The sequence below is a fragment of the Actinophytocola sp. genome (assembly GCF_036002505.1).
GTDB lineage: Bacteria > Actinomycetota > Actinomycetes > Mycobacteriales > Pseudonocardiaceae > DASYTH01.
In genome coordinates, this window is the sequence record NZ_DASYTH010000076.1 from 1 (window position 1) to 21898 (window position 21898).

Sequence of the window (21898 nt, forward strand, 5' to 3'; positions counted from 1 at the left end):
ACCAGCGACATCGGGCACAGCAGCAGCGTCGGCCCGGTGTCCGGGTTCTGGTGGCGTTGCAGGGTTTCCATGGCCAGCAGCTGGACGGTCTTGCCGAGGCCCATGTCGTCGGCCAGGCAACTGCCCAACCCGAGCGAGGACAGGAACACCAGCCAGGACAGGCCGCGCTGCTGATAGGGACGCAATGTCGCGGTGAAGCCGTCCGGCGGTTCGAGCGGCTCGAGCGACTGCGCCGCCGCCCCGCTGAGCAGATCGCCCAGCCAGCCGTCGGCTCGGACCGACGTGACCTCCAGCGGGAGGTCGAGATCGTCAGGGTGGCTGGCCGCCAGCGCGAGGATCTCCGCGGCGGTCTTGCGCCCCGCGGGCTCGCGCGTCAGGAACTCCAGCCCACGGCGCAACTGCTCCGGATCGACCGCCACCCACTGGCCGCGCAGCCGGATCAGCGGGGCCTTGGCCTCGGCGAGCGCGGCGATCTCGTCCTCGGTCAAGGTCTCGTCGCCGACCGCGAGCTGCCAGCGGAACTCCACCAACTGGTCGCGGCCGAACTTGCTCTTCTTGCTCACCACGCCGTCGACCGGCGTATGTGCCGACAGGGCGAGCCCGAGCCGGCGGCGCCGGTCCCACCAGGACGGCAGCAGCACCCCGAACCCGGCCTCGTCGAGCAGCGGGGCCACCGTCAGCAGGAACCGGTACGCGCCGTCGGTGTCCAGACACAGCTCGGACGGGCACGCCGTACGCAGGCCATCGGCGAGCTCGGGGTAGATCCGGCTGGCCCGGCCGAGCTCGGCCAGCAGCAACTCCTGCGGGCGGTCCAGCCACCGGCGCAGGCTGCCGTCCTCGCTCCACGCCTGCTCGGCCGGCACCAGCAGGCTCGGATCCTCGGTCGACTGCAGCAGGAACTCCAGCCACCACGGCGTGCCGGAGTCCGGCTCCTCCGTCTCGGCTTCGGTCAGCCGGAACGTCGCCCTGGCCGGGCCGATCCCGCCGGTGCCCACTTCCTCCCACGGCCGCAACAATTCGACCAGCGCGTCGAGCTCGCCGGCGTCCGCGTCGAACCGACCGTCGGGAACGGTCAGCGCGGTCAGCCAGGCCTCCGCGGCCGGCAGACACCTCGGGCGGCGGCCCCGCCGTGGCGGCAGCAGGTCGGCTCCCGGCGGCAGCGCGGTGCGCGTGGCCGCGTCAACCATGCCGCCCAGCGCCGACATCGCCAGCTCGTGGCCATCGTGATCGCCCAACCGCGCCCGGCACACCGGCGGCATCGCGGCCGTCAAGGAGTTCATCGCGATGATGTCCGGCCCCTGCAGCACGGGACGCCAGTGCGCCACTCCCCCGTGCTGGTCACGCCGCAGCGCCGGCAGCACCCGCCCACGCGCGGTGAGCTCGCGGGCGAAAGCTGCCAGGCTGGCGAAGTAGGCCAGGGACGCGCCGTACCGGACATCCTCGGCCGGCTCGTCGAGCGCGGCCAGTGCGGCCGCAGTGTCCATGCACACCACCGGAACCGCCCACGGCAGCAGGGTCGGGTCCGTCTGCCGTGGCTTACGCGGGGTGATCCGGACCAGCTCCGGCGAGTCCAGCGGCGCGGACCGCAGCGACGGCAGCAGCAACGTCGCCGTGCCGGGCTTGCCGGTGTGTATCCCGGCGATCACGTCGGCGGGCGCGGCGAACGGATGCGGCCGCGCCGAACGCACCGCCTGACTGGGGCTCTTCACCGTGCGATCGGAATCCTCCGCCCACAGGCACAGGCCGTTGCCAGCGGACCAGAAGCCGTGCAGGACCAGCATGCAGCTCCTCATTCCTGGGATACGAGGCAGCCAGGCTAACGAGCCGAACCGATCAGGTGACGGAGGCACGCCGCCCACTACGGCAAGTCGTCGAACTCGTCCTCGTAGCACCCGAACGGCGCGCCGCCAGACGTGTAGCCGACAACGAGCATCCGACGGTCGCCCACCCATACCCAGTCCGGTTCAGCGAACCGCTCGTCCTCGACATCCTCCGTGCGCCGTCGGTCTTGACGCGGAGTCGCGGGCGGCCGCTGACCCCACCGCTCCGCATCGGCGGGCAGCGGAAACCCGATGGCGGTGAGGTCCTCATACGCCGTGTAGCGGTCTACGCCGTACCACTTGGCATAGGCCTTCACGCCTCACCCGTGCACCGGACCGGATCCACGCCCGGGCGGACTCACGGCGGGCCTGCTTGCGCATCCGATGACGCCGCGGCTGCATCCGCCGATCCTAAGGGCTTGCAGGTCGCGCCTACGCGAACGCGTAACACAGCTACGCGAACGCGGAACACGGCTACGCGAACGCGGGACACGCCCGGGATCGGTCGTCACCGAGGATGCGGTGGTGGACGGGGAATCCGGGACGGCACCGGCGTCGAGGCTGAGGGTGTCGACTCCGATTCCGGTGATGTTGCGCTTGTCCAGTAGGAACTCGGCGGCGTCGGCGGTGAAGCCGGGAAAGTGGTACGTGCCGGAGGGGTCGGGGTTGGTGAACGCACCGGGAATGGTTACCCGGCGCTGCCAGCCGGAGTTCATGAGGACCATGGCCCTGTTCGGGATGCGGCCGTGGCGGGCCTCGTGCCGGCGTAGGTCGGACACCTCGACCGTGGCGTCGGGGTTTTGGTCGGCTCGCCGGGAAATGTCGATGATCTCGGCCGGGAGGAACATCAGCTCGGCGGGATCGATCGCGGTCACAGGGCGGCCGCCGGGAATGAAATGGCCCGGTGCGTCCAGGTGGGTGGCGGTGTGTTCCCAGAACGACCACTGCTGCGCGTAGAAACCGTCCCGGGGAATCGTGAAGATCGTGCTACGAGAAGGTGCCGGTGGGGCGCCGACAGGAAAGCGCGGCGAGAACGTGTGGGTCAGGTCCTGGAGGCGGCCGAGGCGGTTGGCCTTCTCGGCCGCGTGCGCCGCGGGCGTGGGCAGGAGGCCGATCAGGCCCGCGACCCCACCGGCGGCCAGGACGGCGCGGCGGTTGACCGGCCGCCGTTCCGCGTGGTGATCACATGCGGCTCTCACGTGTTCGGCCGTTCCTGGCAGGCACATGGCTGTCCGCTCCTCGCGTTCAGGTGGGGATGCTGGCGTTCGCGGCGGTGTTGATGACGGCGTCGGCATCGGGGCGGGTGAGCCAACCCTGGGTGACCAGGCGTTCGGTTTCGGCGATGAAGGGGCGGACGTAGGTGCCGTGGTCGGGGTAGACGGTCTTCAGGCGGGCGGGGTCGAAGGGGAGGCGGTGGCCCTGCAGGCTGCAGGTGGCGGCGGGAGTGCTGCTCGGGTAATACGTCGCTACGGGTACATCCAGCCATGGCGTCCGCACGCCGCCGGTGGCGTTGCCGTACTGGTCGGGGACGGTCCTGCCGGAGGGGTCGACCTGGATGCGGTCGGCGTGGGGTGGTGGGGTTCCGGCGCGGGCCCAGCGGTCGAGCAATACCTGGGCGGCGTTGAACAGGTAGTGCATGGGGAAGTCGGTGCTCAGGCCGGGATCGGTGCAGTTGTAGTAGTTGTAGGTGAAGCCGGCACGCGCCAGGTCCTCGAGAGAGGGGGCGAAGCTGGCGGTGTAGGAGTAGGCGTGGGCGGAGCCGGGGACCTCGTAGAGCCGGTAGCGGTCCGCGCGGGTGTCGGAGTCGGGGCGGCGGGAGTAGCCGGCGTCGGAGTAGAAGTCGGTTTCCGTCTGGACGCGGATCACCGGTTCGCCGGTCGGGCGGACGATGTTGCGGGGGTCGGCGGCCGGGATGGCGGCCGAGCACTTCCCCAGCGGGCGGGGGCCGCCGGCGGCCGCGCCGATGAGAAAGCCGTCGTAGACGCGGGCGCGCGGGTGGATCGCGTTGATGTAGCGGATCAGGTAGCCGCCGGACTGGGAGTAGCCGGTGGCGTAGACCTTGCGGACGTCCAGGCCACGCAACGGGTTGTCCCGGCCGTGCGCCTTCAGGGCGGCGCCGACCTGGGTGAAGATGTCCCAGATCAGGCCGCCCTCGGTAGCGGCCGTGGAGTTCAGCGCGGTGCCGGCGCAGCGCTGCTCCGGCGGGGCGGGGTCGGCCCAGGAAAGGGACGCGTAGCGCTGCGGGTCGAACTTCTTCAGTGCGTCCACCGTGGTCGGTGCGCTGGTGACGCCGACGAACGCATCTCCGTTGCGCAGGTACTGGTCGTGGGAGGTCAGCCACATGCGGTCGAGGTCCCAGCGGTTGGTCATGTTCATGATCTCGACCACGACCGTGCCGCTGAACGCCCGGCGGTCCGCGGGGCGACGCACGATGATGCGGTTCTCGTACGGGGCGCCGCTTCGGGTCACGATGACGTTGCCGGACGCGTCGTAGTCGTAGACGTTGGCCTTGCCGCGCAGGAAGAACTCCTCCTCGACGTAGCTGCGACCGGCGAGATCCACTGTGGACGTGTTGAACGGGTGCGAGGTGGCCGTGCTCGGGATCGGGCCGATCAGGTCAACCCTCGCACCGGAGTCCGGTGTTCCCGAGGTGGCCGCGCTGGTCGTGAGGCCGGTAACCACGGTGACGGCCGTCAGCGCGGCCACATAGCTGAGCCGGTTCATGGGATGTCCGCCCTTTCCGCCGCGTGGATGGTGGCGTCGGCGTCCGCAGGGACCAGGAACCCGTCGCGCAGGTTCTGCTCGGTGGACTGCCGGACCGCGTGGACGTAGCCGGCGTGCGTGGGGTAGAGCGTGCGCAATGTGGTGCCGTCGAACGGGATCCAGGTGCCGCCCTGCTGGCAGGCGCTGTCCCGGTCGGGGGTCAGGCCGCTGTTCCAGCCGGTGTTGCGTTCGGTGGGGGCGGCGACCGCGGCGAGCCGGATGCCACCCTGGATGATCTGGTAGGCGTCCCGGGTCGCGATCGCCGGTCGGGTGGTCGTGTCGGTGACCTCGATCTTCGGGCCGGCCGGTGGCTGGATCCCTTGTCTCACCCAGCGGACGATGTGGTCGAACATCGCGTCCAGGACGTATTCGTAGGGGACGTTGCTGCGGGCCGGGGCCACGCAGGGTGCGGTGGGGCCGGCGAGGAGGCCGGACACACCGGCGTCGCGCAGCCGGATCGCGTTGTTCACCAGGTAGGCGTGCCGGTCGGAGTGGGACGCGCCGGCGATCTCCCAGGAGACGAAGCGATCCGTGTCCGGCTGGCGGCGGGCGGCCTGGTTGCTCAGGACGTCGTACTCGCTGGACGTTTTGAATATCTTGGTGGTGAGGTCGGTGCGCAGCTGGACACCGCCATCGATGATCGCGATGGCGTCGTAGATCGGCGCGGCGGCGTGCGCCTCGTTGGCGTAGGTGGTCAACCGCGAGGCCGACTGCGACTGGCCGGTGGCGATCAGGGTCCGGACGTTGAGTCCCGGCAACGGGTTCGCACCCTGAGGATGCAGCAGGGCCTGCGCCGCCTGGCTGAACACCTCATAGGACAACGAGTCGTCGGTTACGGTGCCGCCGTCGGTCAGGTCGAGAGTGCCGTACCGGTTGGGGTTCCACGCTTTCAGGCCGCGTCCGGAGTGGACACCGGACTGCTGGGCGCTGACGCCGACCCAGACGTAGCCGGCCTCCAGCATGTGCCGCCACGACCGGCTCCAGATCACCTCGTAGTCGAAGGTGTTGGTGACGTTGTACCACTCGACGATGGCGGTGCCGTTGAACTTCCGGTGCGAGGCCGGGCGGCGCACCACGATGCGGGTCTTGTAGTGGTGGCCACTGGCGGTGCCCTCGATGAAGTACTCCTCCTCGACGTAGCCGAACGAGCGCAGATCCTGGTCGGTGGCGAAGAACGGGTAGTTGTGCGACGGGTCGCCGGGCCGCGCGGTGGCCGGGATCGGCCCGGCCACGGTCGGGCTGGGCACGCTCGTGGGCGCGACCGGAGCTCGTGCAACGGAAACCGGTTCGGTGGCGGTCGCCGGGCCGGCGAGGGTGCCGATGAGCAGTGTCGCGGACAGCAAAACGGTCGGGGTGCGCATCAGAAGACCTCGATCTTTCCAGTGGACCGGGGGCTGGATGGGTCGTTGAAGAAGTACTCGCCCTTGTCGTGGAAGGTGTGCTGGAACGAGGCGCCGGGCTGGAGGCGGATGTCGAACAGTCCCTCGAAGAACTGGGTCGCACCGCGGACACCCGCGTTGCCGGCATGGTTGGTGAACGTGACGGTGGTTCCGGCCGGGACGCGCAGGTGGGTCGGGCCCATCGCGTTCACGCCGGTGGACTCGGTGGCGCCGATCTGGCCGGTGGCCGGGTTGTAGGTCCGTCCAATCACGACGGTGTTACCCACCGTGCTGCCCTCGACCGGACTGCCCGAGACCGGCCGGCGGACGACCGGCGGCGTAGGCGTGGGCGCCGGGGCGACCGTGCCGCCGATCTTGAAAGCCCAGAGGAAGTCGCCGCGGGGAGCCGAGTCGCCGTAGGGGATGCCGGTGCCGCCGGCGTAGACGGCCAGGTACTGCTGACCGTCCACTTCGTACATGATGGGGCTGCTGCTGATCGCGGCACCGGTCTGGAACCGCCACAGCTCACGGCCGGTGCGGGCGTCCAGGCACAGCAGGTTGCCGTCGGGCTGGCCGATGAACAACAGATCGCTGGCCGTGGTGAGGATTCCGTTGCCGTGGGCCACCGAGTAGGGCAGGTGCTTCTTCCAGCGCACCAGGTTGGTGCTCGCGTCGACGGCGACGACGCCGCCGGTCTGGTACTCGCCAGGGGGCCGCAGGCCGTTGCTGGCCTCGGTCAGCGAGTGCGCCGCCGCGACATAGCCGAAACCGGTGTACACGAACCCGGTGCTGTGGCTGAACGACTGGTGCGCCCAGTCGGCGCCGCCGCCGTGCCCGGGGATGGACAGGACGGGGATGTCCCAGTGCGGGGCGTACAACGGCCCCCGCACGTAGTTGGGTACGGCCCGGTTCGGGTCGCCCGGGATCGCCGTGCCGAGCGGCTGGTCGACCACCATGGTCTCGGTCCACGAGCCCTGGCGCGGAAACGGCTGGGTGGGCCAGGTCTTCTGCCGGGGTTCCTGCGGGACCGGGCGTTCGTCGATGCCCAGCGGGGCCGAGCCGTCCGCCCGGTCGAGGATGTAGTACATGCCGCACTTGCTGCCGTACACCACGACCTTGCGCATCCGGCCATGGATCCGGACGTCGGCCAGCACCGGAGCCATGGTGTTGTCCATGTCCCAGATGCCGTGGTGGATCGACTGGAAGTGCCAGCGGTACTCCCCCGTCTCCAGGTCGATCGCGACGAGCGCGCTGGAGAACAGGTTCAGGCCGCCGCGCTGCGAACCGTCCTGAGAGGACTTACTGCCACGGGCGTTGCCGAACGCCCAGTACACCAGGCCGAGCTCCGGGTCGATGGCCGGGTGCAGCCACGGCGTCGCGCCGCCGGTCTGCCAGGACTGGCCCTCCCAGGTGTCGTTGCCGATCTCGCCGGGGCCGGGCGCGCCCCAGAAATGCCAGACCACCTCGCCGTTGCTGGCGTCGAGCGCGAGGGCGGCGCCGCGGTCACCGTCGTGCGTGCCGCAGTAGAGCCGGCCGTCGTGGTAGGTGACCGCGACCTTCTCCATGTTGCCGAAGCCGGTGATCTGCTTCTCCCACACGACCTGACCGGTTTCCTGGTCCAGCGCGATGATCCAGCTGCCGCGGCCGTGGGTGAACACCATGCCCTGCCCGACCCCCACGCCACGGCGGGTCAGCGTGCCGCGGGTCTGCCGGTAGACCCATTTCGTCACACCGGTCGCACCGTCCACGGCGAACACGTTGCCCAGTGCCGACTCGATGTAGAGCACGCCGTCCACCGCGACGGCCGTGCTCTGGTTGGTGCCTGTGGTCAGGCCGCCCTCGATCCGGTTGACCCAGGCCGCGCCCAGCCGGTGGACGTTTCCGTGGTGGACGCCGCCGAGCGCGGTGAAGTTCTGGTTGCCCAGATTTCCCCCCACCTTGGGGAAGTTGGCCCGGCCCGGAGTGTCGCAATGCGACAGTGTGGCGGCGTTCGCGGGAGCGGCCAGCCCGGGCGCCAGCGCGGCCCCCATCGCCGTCGCCGCGGTGCCCTTGAGCATGTCCCGTCGTTGGATCTTCGCCATGGTGCGTCACCTCTCAGCGGCAGAACGGGGATCTGCCCATGGCGGACTCGATTCCGCCGAGCAGCATCTTCTGGAAGTACTCCGCACCGGGGTACGAGCCGTCGGTGCTGAAGTCCTTGGCGTCGTGGCCGAGCGTGGTCACCCAGGCCCGGCCGCCGTCGTAGTACTGGCACCAGGCCACCGGGTGGAAGTCGCCGTGCCCGGGGTGTCCCTTGGTCTGCTTGGTGGCCATCGTGCTTTCGTCCACAGTGGCCAGGAACCGGACCTGGGTGGGGAACGGGACGAGGTTGTACCACTCGTCGGTGAACGTCCAGCGCGCCGGCAGCCCCTGAGTGGAAACGTCGCGCCGGTCCACGATCTGCACGGTGGCCTGCTGCAGCGGCCCGTGGTCGTAGAAGTTCGCGTTGCCGAGCAGGCCCTCGTACCACGGCCAGTTGTACTCGGTGCCGAACGCGTTGTGCACGCCGACGAACCCGCCACCACCCCGCAGGTATTGCCGCAGCGAGGTTTGCGCCGCGTCGTCGAGGGTGTCCCTCGACGTGCTGAAGAAGATCACCGCGTTGTAGTTGAACAACCTCGCCGGGGTGGCGAGCTGGGTGACGTCCTCGGTCCAGTCCACCGCGAAGCCGTGCTGCTGTCCCATCGCGACGATCGCGTTCTGCACCACGTTCGCCGGTGCCAGCACCGGGTCGAGGCCGGCGGGCAGCGCCGGGCCGAGGTCGGCGTGCCGCGGGCCCGCGGTGCGGGTGTAGAGCAGGACCTTGTATCCGTTGGCCGGATCGAAGTTGTGCCAGTCGTGGTAGCACTTCGGGTCGGTGCCGCGGCAGACGCCGTAGTCGGGATCGCCGAGGTTCTGCGCACCGGTGTCATGTCTCCGGTCGTTGTCGGGGTTTCCAGCGGACGCCCCGCCGGCCACCAGCAGCCCGCCGAGCGTCATGGCGAGCCCGATGACGGCCGCGCTGCCCACCGCGGCCAGGATCGACTTTCGGTTTGCCTGCATGTGTCCGCCTTTCCTCGCTCCGATGAGAGGTCCACTAGACGGACCAAGTGAACCGCGTGACGGACGAACGATAGGACGAGACTCGACACGGACGCAATACGTCACCCGCACTGAGGCTTTTCCCATCCTCGTGTGTTCGGGTTGCGGGGAGGGATGGCGTCGCCGGGGGCGCGTGGCTCGCCGGGGTAGTCGGGGATGGGTCGGCCAGGCGCCGGCTTCCGGGGGTGGAGGGGCCGTTTGCTATCGGGAAACAGGGGTCAAGATCACCGTTTTGGGACACTGACGCTCATATATGGGCTGGAAGTTCCCAAAACAGCGATCATGAAGCCGCCCGCAACCCCGCCAACTGGCCGGGTGCCGGTGGGTCGATGCGCATCAAAAGTCCCACTGGTGCCGTCAGCGGGCGGTCACGTACTCCAGGACCAGGTCGCCGAGCATGGTGCGGTAGTGCTTGCGGCGCTTGGGGTCGAGCATGTCGCGCTGGAAGATGGCGTGCCAGGTGTGCCGGTTGGCGGTGCGGAAGACGCAGAACGCGCTGATCATCATGTGGACGTCGAGCGGGTCGATGCCGGCTCGGAACCGGCCGTCCGCCCGGCCCCTCGCCAGGATCCGGGTCAGCACCTCGAGCGCCGGGTTGGCCAGCCCGGACAGGGCCGCCGAGCGGGCGATGTGCTCGGCGCGGTGGATGTTCTCGATGGTGACCAGCCGGATGAAGTCCGGGTGCGCCTCGTGGTGGTCGAAGGTCAGCTCGGCCAGCTTCCGCATCGCCTCGGCCGGATCGAGGTGCTCCACGTCCAGCGTCTGCTCCAGGGCACGGATTCCGGCGTACGCCTGCTCCAGCACCGCGATGTAGAGCTTCTCCTTGTTGCCGAAGTAGTAGTAGAGCATCCGCTTGGTGGTGCTGGTCTTCGCGGCGATCTCGTCCACCCGCGCGCCGTCGTACCCCTTGTCGGCGAACTCGCGGGTGGCGACCGCGAGGATCTCCGCACGTGTCCGCTCAGCGTCCCGCGTGAGAGCGGATGACTCGGCTACCACGCGCCCACTCTAGCCAGGGCTCTTCCCTGATCGGCCGGCGCGGCGTATAAGTAACTAACTGGTACGTTCATTGACAGGAGGCCCGTGGACGGCTACCTCGTGGGCCTGATCGGCCGGGGCATCGGCACCTCACTGAGCCCCGCGCTGCACGAGCGCGAGGCCGGCGAGCACGGCCTGCGCTACCGGTACCGCCTGCTGGACCTCGACCGGATCGGCCGGCCGGCCGGGGACGTCCTGGCCGCGGCCCGGCTGGCCGGGTACGACGGGCTCAACATCACGCACCCGGTCAAACAGTCGGTGCTCGAGCACCTCGACGAGCTCTCCCCCGACGCCGCGGCCCTCGGCGCGGTGAACACCGTGGTGTTCCGCGCCGGCAGGGCGGTCGGTCACAACACCGACCTGCCCGGTTTCGCCCGCGGTTTCAGCACCGGCCTGCCGGACGCCGCCCTGGACCAGGTGGTGCTGCTCGGCGCCGGGGGTGCCGGTGCCGCCGTGGCCCATGCCCTGCTGTCCCTCGGCGCCGGCACGATCAGGATCTTCGACACCGAACCCCGCCGGGGCACGGCACTGGCCGCCTCGCTCTCTGTCCACTTCGGACCGGACCGGGCGGTCGCCGGGCAGCTCAACCACGGCGGCACCGCCCTGGCGGACGCGCTGCGGGAGGCCGACGGGCTGGCCCACGCCACGCCGACCGGGATGGACGGGCACCCCGGCCTGCCGGTGCCGGCCGCGGCGCTCCGGCCCGGGCTCTGGGTCGCCGACATCGTCTACCGGCCGCTGGAGACCGAGCTGATCCGCGCCGCCCGGGCCCGCGGCTGCCGGGTCCTCGACGGCGGCCGGATGGTCGTCCACCAGGCCGCCGGCGCGTTCCGGCTGTTCACCGGCGCCGAGCCCGACACCGACCGGATGCTGCGCCACTTCGACGCACTCGTCAGCCAGGGAGCGGAGCTTGCGGAGCGAACAAATCAAACACTGCCCCGGCGCTGAGGAACGAGGCGGCGGGTCCGCCATCACCGAGCTTGCGAGGTGATGGAGAAAGGCGGAAACCCGTGCACACCGCTGAGCGCCTGAGCATCGCGACCGTCTGCCTGTCCGGCACCCTGGAGGACAAGCTCACCGCCGCGGCCGCCGCCGGCTTCCACGGCGTCGAGATCTTCGAGGACGACCTCCTCGCCTCGCCGTGGTCACCCGCGCAGATCCGCCGCAGCTGCGCCGAGCTGGGCCTCTCGATCGACCTCTACCAACCGTTCCGCGACTTCGAGGCCGTCCCGCCGGACCTGCTCGAGGCCAACCTCCGCCGAGCCGAGCGGAAGTTCGACGTGCTCGAGCAACTCGGCGCGGGCACCATGCTGGTCTGCTCCACCGTGTCCCCGGACGCCGTGGACGACGACGACCTCGCCGCCGAGCAACTGCACACGCTGGCCGACCGCGCGGCCCGGCGCGGGCTGCGGATCGCCTACGAAGCCCTTGCCTGGGGCCGGTTCGTCAACACCTACCAGCACGCCTGGCGGATCGTCCGGCACGCCGGCCATCCCGCGCTCGGCCTGTGCCTGGACAGCTTCCACGTGCTGTCCCGCGGCAGCGACCTCACCGCCATCCGGACCATCCCCGGTGCCAAGGTGTTCCACCTGCAACTGGCCGACGCGCCGCGGTTGTCCATGGACGTGCTGGAATGGAGCCGGCACCACCGGCTCTTCCCCGGCCAGGGCTCGTTCGACCTCACCACGTTCGCCGGCCAGGTGCTGGCCACCGGGTACGGCGGGCCGCTGTCTCTCGAGGTGTTCAACGACGTCTTCCGCCAGGCCGACCCCCGCCGCGCCGCCGTCGACGCCATGCGCTCGCTGCTCGCTCTCCAGGAAACGCTCGGGCGCACCGGCGACCTACCGCCGGCGCCAAACCTCGGCGGCTTCGTGTTCACCGAGCTCGCCGTGGACGAGGTCTCCGGCCCGGCGGTGGCCGGCACGCTGACCGCGCTCGGCTTCACCCACACCGGGCAGCACCGTTCCAAGCCGGTGCAGCTGTGGCAGCAGGGCGGCATCCACATCCTGCTCAACCGCACCCCGCAACCGACCGCGGCCGCGCGCGGTGCGGCCGCGGTCACCGCGCTGGCGGTGGACAGCGCCGACCCGGCCGCCTCGGCGCACCGGGCGGAGCGGCTGCTCGCCCCGATTCTCCCTCGCGCCCGCGGGGCCGAGGAAGCGGACCTGCACTCGGTGGCCGCCCCGGACGGAACCGCCATCTTCTTCTGCCGCAACGACAACTGGCTCAGCGACTTCACCCGGATCGCCGCGCCCGGTCGCGGCCCGCTGACCGGAACCGACCATGTCTCGCTGACCGAACCATTCGACGACTTCGACCACGCCGCGCTGTTCTACCGCACGGTGCTCGGCCTGGACCCCGAGCCGCCGGTCGAGCTCACCGCCCCGTTCGGCCTGATCCGCAGCCGGGGCGCGAGCGATCCGGACCGGCACGTCCGGATCACCATGAACGCGGCGCTGCTTCGCCGGGGAGACTGGGCACCCGGGGTCCCCAACCCCCAGCACATCGCGTTCCGCACCGGTGACGCGATCGCCGCGGCGAAGGCCATGCGCGCCCGGGGTGCTCCCCTGCTCGACATCCCCGGCAACTACTACGACGACCTCGACGCCCGGCTGGCGATACCACCGGAGCTGCTCGCGGCCCTGCGGGATAACTCGGTTCTCTACGATCGCGACGAGCACGGCGAATACCTCCATTTCTACACCGAGATATTCGGATCGCGCGTCTTCTTCGAAATCGTGCAACGCATCGGCGGATATTCCGGCTACGGCTCCGCGGTCAGCGCGCCGGTGCGCATGGCCGCCCACCGGCAACGCCGGCTGATCAAGTTCGGCGACCATTCGTCGCGGACCACCCGGCATGACTACTCGCTGGCCCACCTGACCGCCCTGCACCTCGAGCCTCCCGAACTGGTGGACGCCGCCGCCCGCGCCGGCTACCGCTACGTGGGCCTGCGCCTGACCCGGGTCACCCCCGACGAACCCCACTATCCACTTGCGACCGATCCGGCGCTGATGCGGGCGACCAGGAACCGCCTCGCCGCCACCGGGCTCCAGGTCCTGGACATCGAGCTCGCCCGGATCGGACCGCACGACGACCCGCGGGACCTCCTACCCGTCCTCGAAGCCGGAGCCGAGCTGGGCGCCCGCCACGTCGTCACCCAGCTCCCCGACCCCGACCTCGACCGCAAGACCGAGCACTTCGCGCAGCTGTGCGACCTCGCGCACCCCCTCGGCCTCACCATCGACCTGGAGTTCCCCTCCTGGACCGAAACCCCCGACCTCACCGAGGCCACCCGTATCCTCACCGCGGCCGACCGGCCCAACGCCGGCATCCTGATCGACCTGCTGCACTTCGCCCGCTCCGGCTCCAGCGTGGCCGACCTCCGCCGCCTGCCGCCCGCGTGGTTCCACTACGCCCACGTCTGCGACGCCCCCGCCGAGATCCCCACCACCACCGACGGGCTCATCCACACCGCCCGGTGCGAGCGGCTGTTCCCCGGGGAGGGCGGCATCGACACCCGCGGCATCCTCGCCGCCCTCCCCCCTGACATTCCCTACACCCTGGAGATCCCGCACACCGCCCGCACCGCCGAGCTGGGCGCGATGGCGTACATCCAGCTCGCGCTCACCGCCACCCGGCGGCATCTCGACGTGCCGCAGGCAGTCCCGGTCCACCTCGCACGAACCTGAGGCGTCCGGCCACCCGCCGCGGGTGCATGCTGAGTGCGGGAAGAAACGCGGATGGGAGTGCGGTGGCTGGGCGTGGCGCCGTCCATGGTGGGCGGTTCATCGGGTTGGTCACCTGGGCGACCCGGCTCGCCGGGGTGCTCGCGGTGCTGGCGGTCGTGCTGCCGCCCGAACGGCGGCGGCTGCGGCCCTCGCTGGCGCACTGGCTCGGCCTGCCCTACCAGGCCACCATCGCCGCGCTGGTGATCACCGCGGTGGCCGGCGCCGGGCTGCTGTGCCTGGCCACCGGGCTGCGCCGGCGCAAACGCCGCGCCTGGCAGCTGGCGGTCGCCGGGGCGGTGGCCATCGCCGTGCTGCAACTGGTGTTTCGGCACGCCCACCCGCTGGCGCTGACCGCGACCGGGCTGGCCGTTCTCCTGGTGTCCTACCGCAACGAGTTCACCGCGCTGCCCGACCCCGCCGCGGGCCGGTGGCGCGCCCTGCGGGTCTTCCTGCAGTTCGGCCTCACCGGAGTGGTGATCAACGTCCTGGTGCTCACCGCGGCGGGCCACCACCTCACCGGGCACCCCTCGCTGCGCGACCGGCTCGAGCACGCCGCGCTCGCCCTCGTCGGGGTGTCCGGACCGGTCGGGTTCCGCACACCCACCCTGGACGACCTCACCGCCGGCCTCGGGCTGGCCTTCGGCCTCACCGCCGTGCTGCTGTCCGGGTACTTCCTGCTGCGCTGCGCCGAACCCCGCCCCGCCACCACCCAGCGCGAGCAGGAACTGCTGCGCGGCCTGCTCGACCGCCACGGCCACCGCGACTCGCTGGCCTACTTCGCGCTGCGCCCGGACAAGTCCGTGGTGTTCTCCCCCACCGGCAAAGCCGCGGTCGGCTACCGGGTGCTCGCCGGCGTCGCGCTGTCCTCCGGCGACCCGCTCGGCGACCCCGAGGCCTGGCCCGGCGCCATCAGCGCCTTCCTCGCCACGTGCGCCCGGTACGGCTGGGTGCCCGCCGTCCTCGGCTGCTCGGCCCAGGGCGCCACCGCCTGGTGCCGCCACCGGTTGCACGCCCTGGAACTCGGCGACGAGGCCGTCCTCGACGCCGGCACGTTCACCCTCGACGGGCGGGCCATGCGCGGCGTGCGGCAGATGGCCGCCCGCGCCCACCGCGCCGGCCACCGGGTCCGGGTGCACCGCACCCTGGAACCCGACCTGCGGCGGCACCTGTCCGTGCTCGCCGCACGGTGGCGCGGCAGCCAGCCCGAACGCGGGTTCTCCATGGCGCTGGGCCGCATCGCCGGCGCCGGCGACCCGGGCTGCGTCGTGGTCACCGCCGAACGCGACGGCCAACTCCGCGGCCTGCTGCAGTTCGTGCCCTGGGGCCGGGACGGCCTGTCCCTGGACGTGATGCGCCGCGAGCGGGACAGCACCGGCACCGGCCTCAACGAGCTCATGATCACCGAGCTGCTGGCCGCCTGCCCCGCCCTCGGCGTGCGCCGGGTGTCGCTGAACTTCGCCGTGTTCCGGGCCGCGCTGCACCGCGGCGAGCAGCTCGGCGCCGGCCCCATCGCCCGGCTCTGGGCCCGCGCCCTGCGGCTCGGGTCCCGCTGGTGGCAGGTCGAGAGCCTCTACCGCTTCAACGACAAGTTTCGTCCACAATGGACACCAAGGTTCATCGTCTTCCCGGCCGGCCGCGACCTTCCCCGCATCGCCCTGGCCGCCCTGGAAGCCGAAGGGTTCGGCGGCCGGCCCCCGGCGCTGATGCACACCCTGCGCCCCACCCCGCCCCGGTCGCCGGCGCCCACACCGTGACCCGGTGTGGGTGCCGGCGTTGGGTGGCTCAGGCGACGCCGCCGCCCGGTGCCCGCGGCAACAGGCCGTTGACGCAGACGGCAAGGTCGGCGCGGCCGGCGATGTTGGGGTGCGGCCAGCCCGGAACGTTGACGTTGTTGGGAATGCCCGCCGACGTCAGTTGCATTTGGACGTTCTGCGGTCCGATGGCCCACATCCGGCCGCAGCCCGCGCTGATCCGGGTGGCGTTGCCGCCGAGCAGCGCCCACTGGATCTGCGCGACGGCGACGCCGAGCGTGATCCACCCGTTCAGCATGTCGGTCGACCGCTGCGCCACCGCGAAGCAGTTCCGTGGGATGTAGGGGTCGTTGCCCCACCGGTAGTAGAGCAGCTGCCGGACCTGCGCCCCCGGGTCGGCGGCGATCAGGCCGAGCGCGATCTGCGCGACCCCGGCCGTGATGGCGCCGGCCTGCGCCGCCCCGTCCCAGGCGGCCGGGATCGCTCCCGCCGGTGCCCCCGGCGTCGCGTTGCCGGCCGGGTTGCCGAGCACGTAATCCGTGCAGGCCTGCACGTTGGCGACGGCCCAGGCCGGTGCGCCGCCGAAACCGATCACCTGGCGGGTGACCAGGTCCCCCGCCACGGTGACCCAGTTCGTGTTGTTGATCCCGGCGGTGGCGACGGCGACGTTGGCGGCACCGGCGCGGCTGAGGTTGTTCTGCAGCACCGCGATCGCGTCGGCGATCTGGGGCCGGGCCTGCTGCGAGACACCCCCGCACCCGTTCGTGTACGGCTTGGCCGTGAGCACGTCGGTGGTCTTGGCGCCACTGTGGGCGAAGTTGAAGTAGCGGGCCACCGGCACCCCGAGCAGGGCGCGGAGGTCCTCGGCCCAGCTCGTCGCCGGGTCGTCGCAGGTGGTCTTCCAGGCGATGCTGCCGTCCGGCTGGCGCACCGGCCGCGACTCGTGGCCCGAGGTGACCGAGTCACCCACCGCCACCAGCAGTGGCGGCAACGGCTGCGGAGGCGGCATCGTCGGCGGTGTCGTCGACGACGGCGGCAGCGTGGTCGGCGGGGTCATGGTCGGCGGAGTGGCCGAACTGGGCGGTGGCTCCGAGATCTCCGTGATCGACGTGATCGTGGTCGGCTCCGAAATGATCGTCGTGGGATCCGGGGAGGAGGTCGGCACCGGCTCCCCGGTGCCGAGGTCGACGATCAGGTCTATCCAGGACCGGCATTCCGGCGTCGCGCTCTCATAGGACTCCGCCCCGGCGCACTCACCGGTGACGAACAGTTCCAGCAGCGCGGGCAAACCACCGGGATAGCGCTCGGCCACGGCGACAATCCCCGCGGCCGTCTCCTCGACGGTCGGCACGCGCGACGGGCTCGCCGAGGCCGCCGCGCCGTAACCGGACACCTGCGTCACCAGGGCCGCGACCAGGGCGGCGCCACCTGCCCCAGCGGTTATCGCCAGGTATTGGGAACGTCTGCGGGCACGGAAAAGGGAAAATCGACGCACGCTCAACTCCTCATCAATAAAACGAGAATCGGCTGAACCGCGCCGCATGTGCTGCCGCATCCCCTTCCACGGCCCACCCACCGTACCGACCGGCACGGCCCCGACAAAATCGCCCAGTCAGCCCAACTGTTCGGCGTGTTGGTCTCTGACGTTGCCATGTTGGCCGGTGGCATCGCTGTATTGGCTTGTGGCGTCGCCGTTTTGGCCGAGTGCGCGCCCGGGGCGCCGTCCGCTGTGTCCGGCGTACTCGTCACCAGCCAACACACCTACGCCAGAAGCCAACACAACAACGTGGCGCGCCGGCACTGGTGCAGAGCCGCAACGCCGCCCGGATCTTCGGCGCCGACCGGATCGCCTCCCACGCCAGCGTCGCCGCCGGCGAGCTGGTGCTGGTGGATCGCAACTGCCACAAGGCGATCTACCACGGGCTCACGCTCACCGGCAGCCGCCCGGTCTACCTGGTGTCCACGCGACGGCTACGGGCTGATGGGCCCGATCCCGCCGGCCGCGGTGGCCCGCGACGCCGTCACCGAGACGCGGTCCGGGTCACCGAGCTGCTCGGCGCTTCGGTGCCGCGGCTGCATCTGGACGAGGCACGGTTCGCCTACGCCAGGGAGTTTCACGCCGGCATCTGAGCGTGAAACTCCCAAGACGGCGATCTGGTCCACGCATTGGTAACACCGGCGACCCGCGCGGCGAATTTGGTACGGTTGGGCGCGACCGAGGGGCGCTGCAACGGGCTTGGCCCGCCACGCTCGGTCGGGTTTCGTGGTTACAGCAAGGGCGCCTCCTGAGCGAGAGGTACTTCGCATGAATCGCCCTCAGGAGCGCCGCACCGAACTGCGCCAGCTCGTGGACGAGCGGATTGTGGTGCTCGACGGTGCGTGGGGAACCACGATGCAGGGCTTTGGTTTGCGGCCCGCCGACTATCGCGGGGACCGGCTGGAGAATCACCCGCGCGACGTGACGGGCGACCCGGATCTGCTCAACCTGACCCGGCCGGATGTCGTCCTCGACGTGCACCGGCGGTTTCTCGCCGCCGGCGCGGACATCACCACGACGAACACCTTTACCGCCACCAGCATCGGGCAGGCCGATTATGGCCTGGAATCGCTGGTGCCGGAGATGAACCTGCGCGGCGCGGAGCTGGCGCGGCAGGCGGCCGACGAGGCCGGCGGGCGGTTCGTCGCCGGGTCGGTCGGGCCGCTCAACGTCACGCTGTCGCTGTCGCCGAAGGTGGAGGATCCGGCGTACCGGGCGGTGTCCTACGACGCGGTGCGCGCGGCCTACCAGGAGCAGATCCGGGCGCTGGCCGAGGGCGGGGTCGACCTGCTGCTGATCGAGACGATCTTCGACACGCTCAACGCCAAGGCCGCGATCACCGCCGCCCGGGAGGTCGCCCCGGACCTGCCGCTGTGGATCTCGCTGACCGTCGTCGACCGGAGCGGGCGGACGCTGTCCGGGCAGACCGTCGAGGCGTTCCTGAACTCCGTCGAGCACGCCGACCCGCTGGTGGTGGGCGTGAACTGCGCGTTGGGCGCGGCGGAGATCCGGCCGTACGTCGCCGAGTTGTCGCGGTTGGCCGGCACGTACGTGGCCTGCCACCCGAACGCGGGCCTGCCCAACGCGTTCGGCGGCTACGACCAGAGCCCGGAGGAGACCGGGCGGCTGCTCGGTGAGTTCGCCGCCGCCGGGATGGTCAACATCGTGGGCGGGTGCTGCGGGACGACGCCGGAGCACATCGAGCGGATCGCGGCGGCGGTGGCGAAGGCGGCCCCCCGCGAGGTGTCGCCGCGGCCGGCGGCCACCCGGTTCAGCGGCCTCGAGCCGTTCGAGATCGGCCCGGACACCGGGTTCGTCATGATCGGCGAGCGCACCAACGTGACCGGATCGGCGCGGTTCCGCCGGCTGATCGAGGCGAAGGATTACCACACCGCATTGGATGTGGCGCTGGAGCAGGTGCGCGGCGGCGCCAACCTGCTCGACGTGAACATGGACGCCGACCTGCTCGACAGCGAGCAGGAGATGACCACGTTCCTCAACCTGGTCGCGACCGAGCCCGAGGTCGCCCGGATCCCGATCATGATCGACAGCTCGCGCTGGAGCGTGCTGGAGGCGGGGCTGAAGTGCGTGCAGGGCAAGGGAATCGTCAACTCGATCAGCCTCAAGGAAGGCGAGGAGCCGTTCCTGCGGCAGGCGCGGCGGGTGCGGGACTTCGGCGCCGGCGTGGTCGTGATGGCCTTCGACGAGCGGGGGCAGGCCGACACCGCGGACCGGAAGGTCGAGATCTGCGCGCGGGCCTACGACCTGCTGGTCGAGCGGGCCGGCTTTCCGGCCGAGGACATCATTTTCGATCCGAACGTGCTCGCGGTGGCCACCGGCATCGCCGAGCACAACGGCTACGCCAAGGCGTTCCTGGACGCGATCCCGCGGATCAAGCGCCGCTGCCCGGGCGTCCGGGTCAGCGGCGGCATCTCGAACCTGTCGTTCTCCTTCCGCGGCAACAATGTGGTGCGCGAGGCGATCCACTCGGCGTTCCTGCTCCACGCCGTGCGCGCCGGGCTCGACCTGGGCATCGTGAACGCCGGCCAGCTCGTCGTCTACCAGGACATCCCCGCCGACCTGCTCGAGCTGGTCGAGGACGTGCTCTTCGACCGGCGGGAGGACGCCACCGACCGGCTGGTCGCGTTCGCCGAGACGGTCAGCGGGTCGGGCACCCGGCGCACGGTCGACCTGTCCTGGCGGGAGGCACCGGTGGCGCAGCGGCTCTCGCACGCCCTGGTGCACGGGCTCGTCGACTTCATCGAGGCCGACACCGAGGAGGCCCGGCGCGGCGCCGCCCGGCCGCTCGACGTGATCGAGGGTCCGCTGATGGACGGCATGAAGATCGTCGGCGACCTGTTCGGCTCCGGGAAGATGTTCCTGCCGCAGGTGGTCAAGAGCGCCCGGGTGATGAAGCGCGCGGTGGCCTACCTCGAGCCCTACCTGGAGGCCGAGAAGACCCCGGCGGACATCCGGCGCGGCAACGGCAGGGTGGTGCTCGCGACGGTCAAGGGCGACGTGCACGACATCGGCAAGAACATCGTCGGCGTCGTGCTCAGCTGCAACAACTACGAGATCATCGACCTCGGCGTGATGGTGCCCACGGCGGACATCCTGGACACCGCGGTGACCGAGGGCGCCGACGCGGTCGGCCTGTCCGGGCTGATCACCCCGTCCCTCGACGAGATGGTCAACGTCGCCACCGAGATGCAGCGCCGGGGCCTCAAGCTGCCGCTGCTGATCGGCGGCGCCACGACGTCGCGCCAGCACACCGCGGTCCGGATCGCCCCCGCCTACGACGGCACGACCTGCCACGTCCTCGACGCCTCCCGGGTCACCGGCGTGCTGTCCGGCCTGCTGGACGAGAACCGCGCCGCGGACCTCGCCGAGACCAACCGCGTGGAGCAGCAGCGGCTGCGCGAGGAGCACGAGTCCAAGCGCCGCCTGCCACCGCTGACCCTCGAGCAGGCCCGGGCCAACCGCGAGCGGGTCGCCCACGACGACCCGCCCGTCCCCGCCTTCACCGGCGTCCGCCTGATCTCCCCGGACCCCGCGGAGTTGCGCGAGCTGATCGACTGGCAGTTCTTCTTCCTCGCCTGGGAGCTCAAGGGAAAGTACCCGGCGATCCTCGACCAGCCGGTGGCCCGCGAGCTCTTCGACGACGCCACCGCCCTGCTCGACCAGGTGATCACCGCCGGCACCCTGCGCGCCACCGGCACCTACGGCTTCTGGCCCGCCCACTCCGACGGCGACGACATCGTGCTCTCCTCGGGGCCGCGCTTTCCCATGCTGCGCCAGCAAACCGCCAAACCGGCCGGCCGCCCCAACCGCTGCCTCGCCGACTACGTCGCCCCGGCCGGCGACCATATCGGCGCCTTCGCGGTAGCCGTCCACGGCGCCGACACCCTGGCCGCCGAGTTCGAGCGCGCGCACGACGACTACCGGGCCATCATGATCAAGGCCCTGGCCGACCGCCTGGCCGAGGCGTTCGCCGAGTGGGTCCACCTCCGCGCCCGCCGCGAGTGGTACGAACCCGACGCCGCACCGTCCTTTGAGGACCTCCACGCCGAGCGCTTCCGCGGCATCCGCCCCGCCTTCGGCTACCCCGCCTGCCCCGACCACAGCCTCAAACGCGACCTGTTCACCCTGCTCGACGCCGCCGACGCCGGCCTGGCCCTGACCGAGTCGTTCGCCATGACCCCGGCCGCCAGCGTGAGCGGGCTGCTCCTCGCCCACCCCTCGGCCCGCTACTTCACCGTCGGCCGCATCGCCGCGGACCAGGTCGCCGACTACGCCCGCCGCCAAGGCGTCGACACCGAGCTCGTCGAGCGCCGGCTCCGCCCGAACCTCGGTTACGAACCGCGGGCCTGAGGTGCGGCCCCGAGCCCGAGCACCAGCCACCACACGCCGTCCGCGGACACCGGCGTCCCGCCCGGACCGACGATCGTTCCGGCGATCGCCACGCCCAGAGCCGTACCGGTCTGGCGGCGATCACCAGCACATCAGCTGCGATCCCTACTGGACCTACAACTTTTCACCCGGGTCGCCCTACCGCCGCAAGCGACCTCGCCGCGCAAAACGTCCCGCCCGAAGCCAACCGGCAGGGGAGCTCGTCCCAGCACTGACCAACAGGGTCGTTGGGCCGTAGTGGCGCGATTGCCGGCACGCCATGCTTGTGCCTGTGTCCGGCGATATTCCGGGACGTAATCGGCCCCGCATGCTCGGCCTGCTCGCCGCAGCCCTTGCCGGAGCCATCGCACTG

13 protein-coding genes, 2 pseudogenes and 1 riboswitch are annotated in these 21898 nt (G+C 71.0%); of the genes and pseudogenes, 6 read left to right on the plus strand and 9 right to left on the minus strand.

Annotation, left to right across the window (positions count from 1 at the left end):
- From VGR06_RS05525 to VGR06_RS05560, 8 genes are all read right to left on the minus strand, one after another.
- A partial coding sequence (locus tag VGR06_RS05525; protein WP_327557861.1) for an SNF2 helicase-associated domain-containing protein occupies positions 1–1781 on the minus strand: 1781 nt, incomplete at its 3' end.
- Between the two features lie 77 nt (positions 1782–1858).
- A complete protein-coding gene (locus tag VGR06_RS05530; protein WP_327557862.1) occupies positions 1859–2137 on the minus strand; it encodes a hypothetical protein in 279 nt (92 codons plus the stop codon).
- 3 nt (positions 2138–2140) lie between these two features.
- A complete protein-coding gene (locus VGR06_RS05535) occupies positions 2141–3019 on the minus strand; it encodes a cyclase family protein (protein WP_327557863.1) in 879 nt (292 codons plus the stop codon).
- A gap of 46 nt (positions 3020–3065) precedes the next feature.
- Complete coding sequence (locus VGR06_RS05540; RefSeq protein ID WP_327557864.1) at positions 3066–4544, minus strand: alpha/beta hydrolase domain-containing protein; 1479 nt, start codon at positions 4542–4544, stop codon at positions 3066–3068.
- A complete protein-coding gene (locus tag VGR06_RS05545; RefSeq protein ID WP_327557865.1) occupies positions 4541–5944 on the minus strand; it encodes an alpha/beta hydrolase domain-containing protein in 1404 nt (467 codons plus the stop codon). Before VGR06_RS05545 ends, VGR06_RS05540 begins: the two co-directional genes overlap by 4 nt.
- Positions 5944–8043 (minus strand): PQQ-binding-like beta-propeller repeat protein, encoded by a 2100-nt coding sequence (locus VGR06_RS05550; RefSeq protein ID WP_327557866.1) that lies wholly within the window; start codon positions 8041–8043, stop codon positions 5944–5946. The genes VGR06_RS05545 and VGR06_RS05550 overlap by 1 nt, the downstream gene beginning before the upstream one ends.
- Before the next feature lie 13 nt (positions 8044–8056).
- Positions 8057–9043 carry a ThuA domain-containing protein gene (locus VGR06_RS05555; protein ID WP_327557867.1) on the minus strand — a complete coding sequence of 329 codons (987 nt, stop codon included), beginning with the start codon at positions 9041–9043 and terminating at the stop codon, positions 8057–8059.
- A gap of 396 nt (positions 9044–9439) precedes the next feature.
- Positions 9440–10078, minus strand: a complete 639-nt coding sequence (locus VGR06_RS05560; RefSeq protein WP_327557868.1) for a TetR/AcrR family transcriptional regulator — start codon at positions 10076–10078, stop codon at positions 9440–9442.
- Positions 10079–10162: 84 nt separating this feature from the next.
- Between VGR06_RS05560 and VGR06_RS05565 the strand changes: the two genes are divergently transcribed.
- The 4 genes and pseudogenes from VGR06_RS05565 to VGR06_RS05580 all read left to right on the plus strand — a co-directional run bounded on the left by VGR06_RS05565 (position 10163) and on the right by VGR06_RS05580 (position 15602).
- Positions 10163–11065, plus strand: coding sequence for a shikimate dehydrogenase (locus VGR06_RS05565; protein WP_327557869.1), 903 nt, complete (start codon positions 10163–10165; stop codon positions 11063–11065).
- Between the two features lie 62 nt (positions 11066–11127).
- Positions 11128–12939, plus strand: a pseudogene (locus VGR06_RS05570) (TIM barrel protein); the annotation flags it as partial.
- Positions 12940–13041: 102 nt separating this feature from the next.
- A pseudogene (locus VGR06_RS05575) lies at positions 13042–13809 on the plus strand (sugar phosphate isomerase/epimerase family protein); the annotation flags it as partial.
- 26 nt (positions 13810–13835) lie between these two features.
- Positions 13836–15602 carry a phosphatidylglycerol lysyltransferase domain-containing protein gene (locus VGR06_RS05580; RefSeq protein WP_414637155.1) on the plus strand — a complete coding sequence of 589 codons (1767 nt, stop codon included), beginning with the start codon at positions 13836–13838 and terminating at the stop codon, positions 15600–15602.
- A gap of 28 nt (positions 15603–15630) precedes the next feature.
- Here the strand turns inward: VGR06_RS05580 and VGR06_RS05585 are convergent, their stop codons facing one another.
- Positions 15631–17094 carry a hypothetical protein gene (locus tag VGR06_RS05585; protein WP_327557871.1) on the minus strand — a complete coding sequence of 488 codons (1464 nt, stop codon included), beginning with the start codon at positions 17092–17094 and terminating at the stop codon, positions 15631–15633.
- 308 nt (positions 17095–17402) lie between these two features.
- Here VGR06_RS05585 and VGR06_RS05590 point away from each other — a divergent pair, with 308 nt between their 5' ends.
- Together VGR06_RS05590 and metH are read left to right on the plus strand one after the other, a co-directional pair.
- Positions 17403–17729 (plus strand): hypothetical protein, encoded by a 327-nt coding sequence (locus VGR06_RS05590; RefSeq protein ID WP_327557872.1) that lies wholly within the window; start codon positions 17403–17405, stop codon positions 17727–17729.
- Between the two features lie 81 nt (positions 17730–17810).
- A riboswitch (S-adenosyl-L-homocysteine riboswitch) is annotated at positions 17811–17890 on the plus strand.
- Between the two features lie 14 nt (positions 17891–17904).
- Positions 17905–21507, plus strand: a complete 3603-nt coding sequence (gene metH, locus VGR06_RS05595) for a methionine synthase (protein ID WP_327557873.1) — start codon at positions 17905–17907, stop codon at positions 21505–21507.
- Positions 21508–21898 lie beyond the last annotated feature (391 nt).

Coding starts and splice junctions, on each gene's coding strand:
- VGR06_RS05545 (WP_327557865.1), bottom strand. CDS start 5,944: ATGCGCACCCCGACCGTTTTGCTGTCCGCGACACTGCTCATCGGCACC.
- VGR06_RS05550 (WP_327557866.1), bottom strand. CDS start 8,043: ATGGCGAAGATCCAACGACGGGACATGCTCAAGGGCACCGCGGCGACG.
- VGR06_RS05555 (WP_327557867.1), bottom strand. CDS start 9,043: ATGCAGGCAAACCGAAAGTCGATCCTGGCCGCGGTGGGCAGCGCGGCC.
- metH (WP_327557873.1), top strand. CDS start 17,905: ATGAATCGCCCTCAGGAGCGCCGCACCGAACTGCGCCAGCTCGTGGAC.
- VGR06_RS05540 (WP_327557864.1), bottom strand. CDS start 4,544: ATGAACCGGCTCAGCTATGTGGCCGCGCTGACGGCCGTCACCGTGGTT.
- VGR06_RS05580 (WP_414637155.1), top strand. CDS start 13,836: ATGCTGAGTGCGGGAAGAAACGCGGATGGGAGTGCGGTGGCTGGGCGT.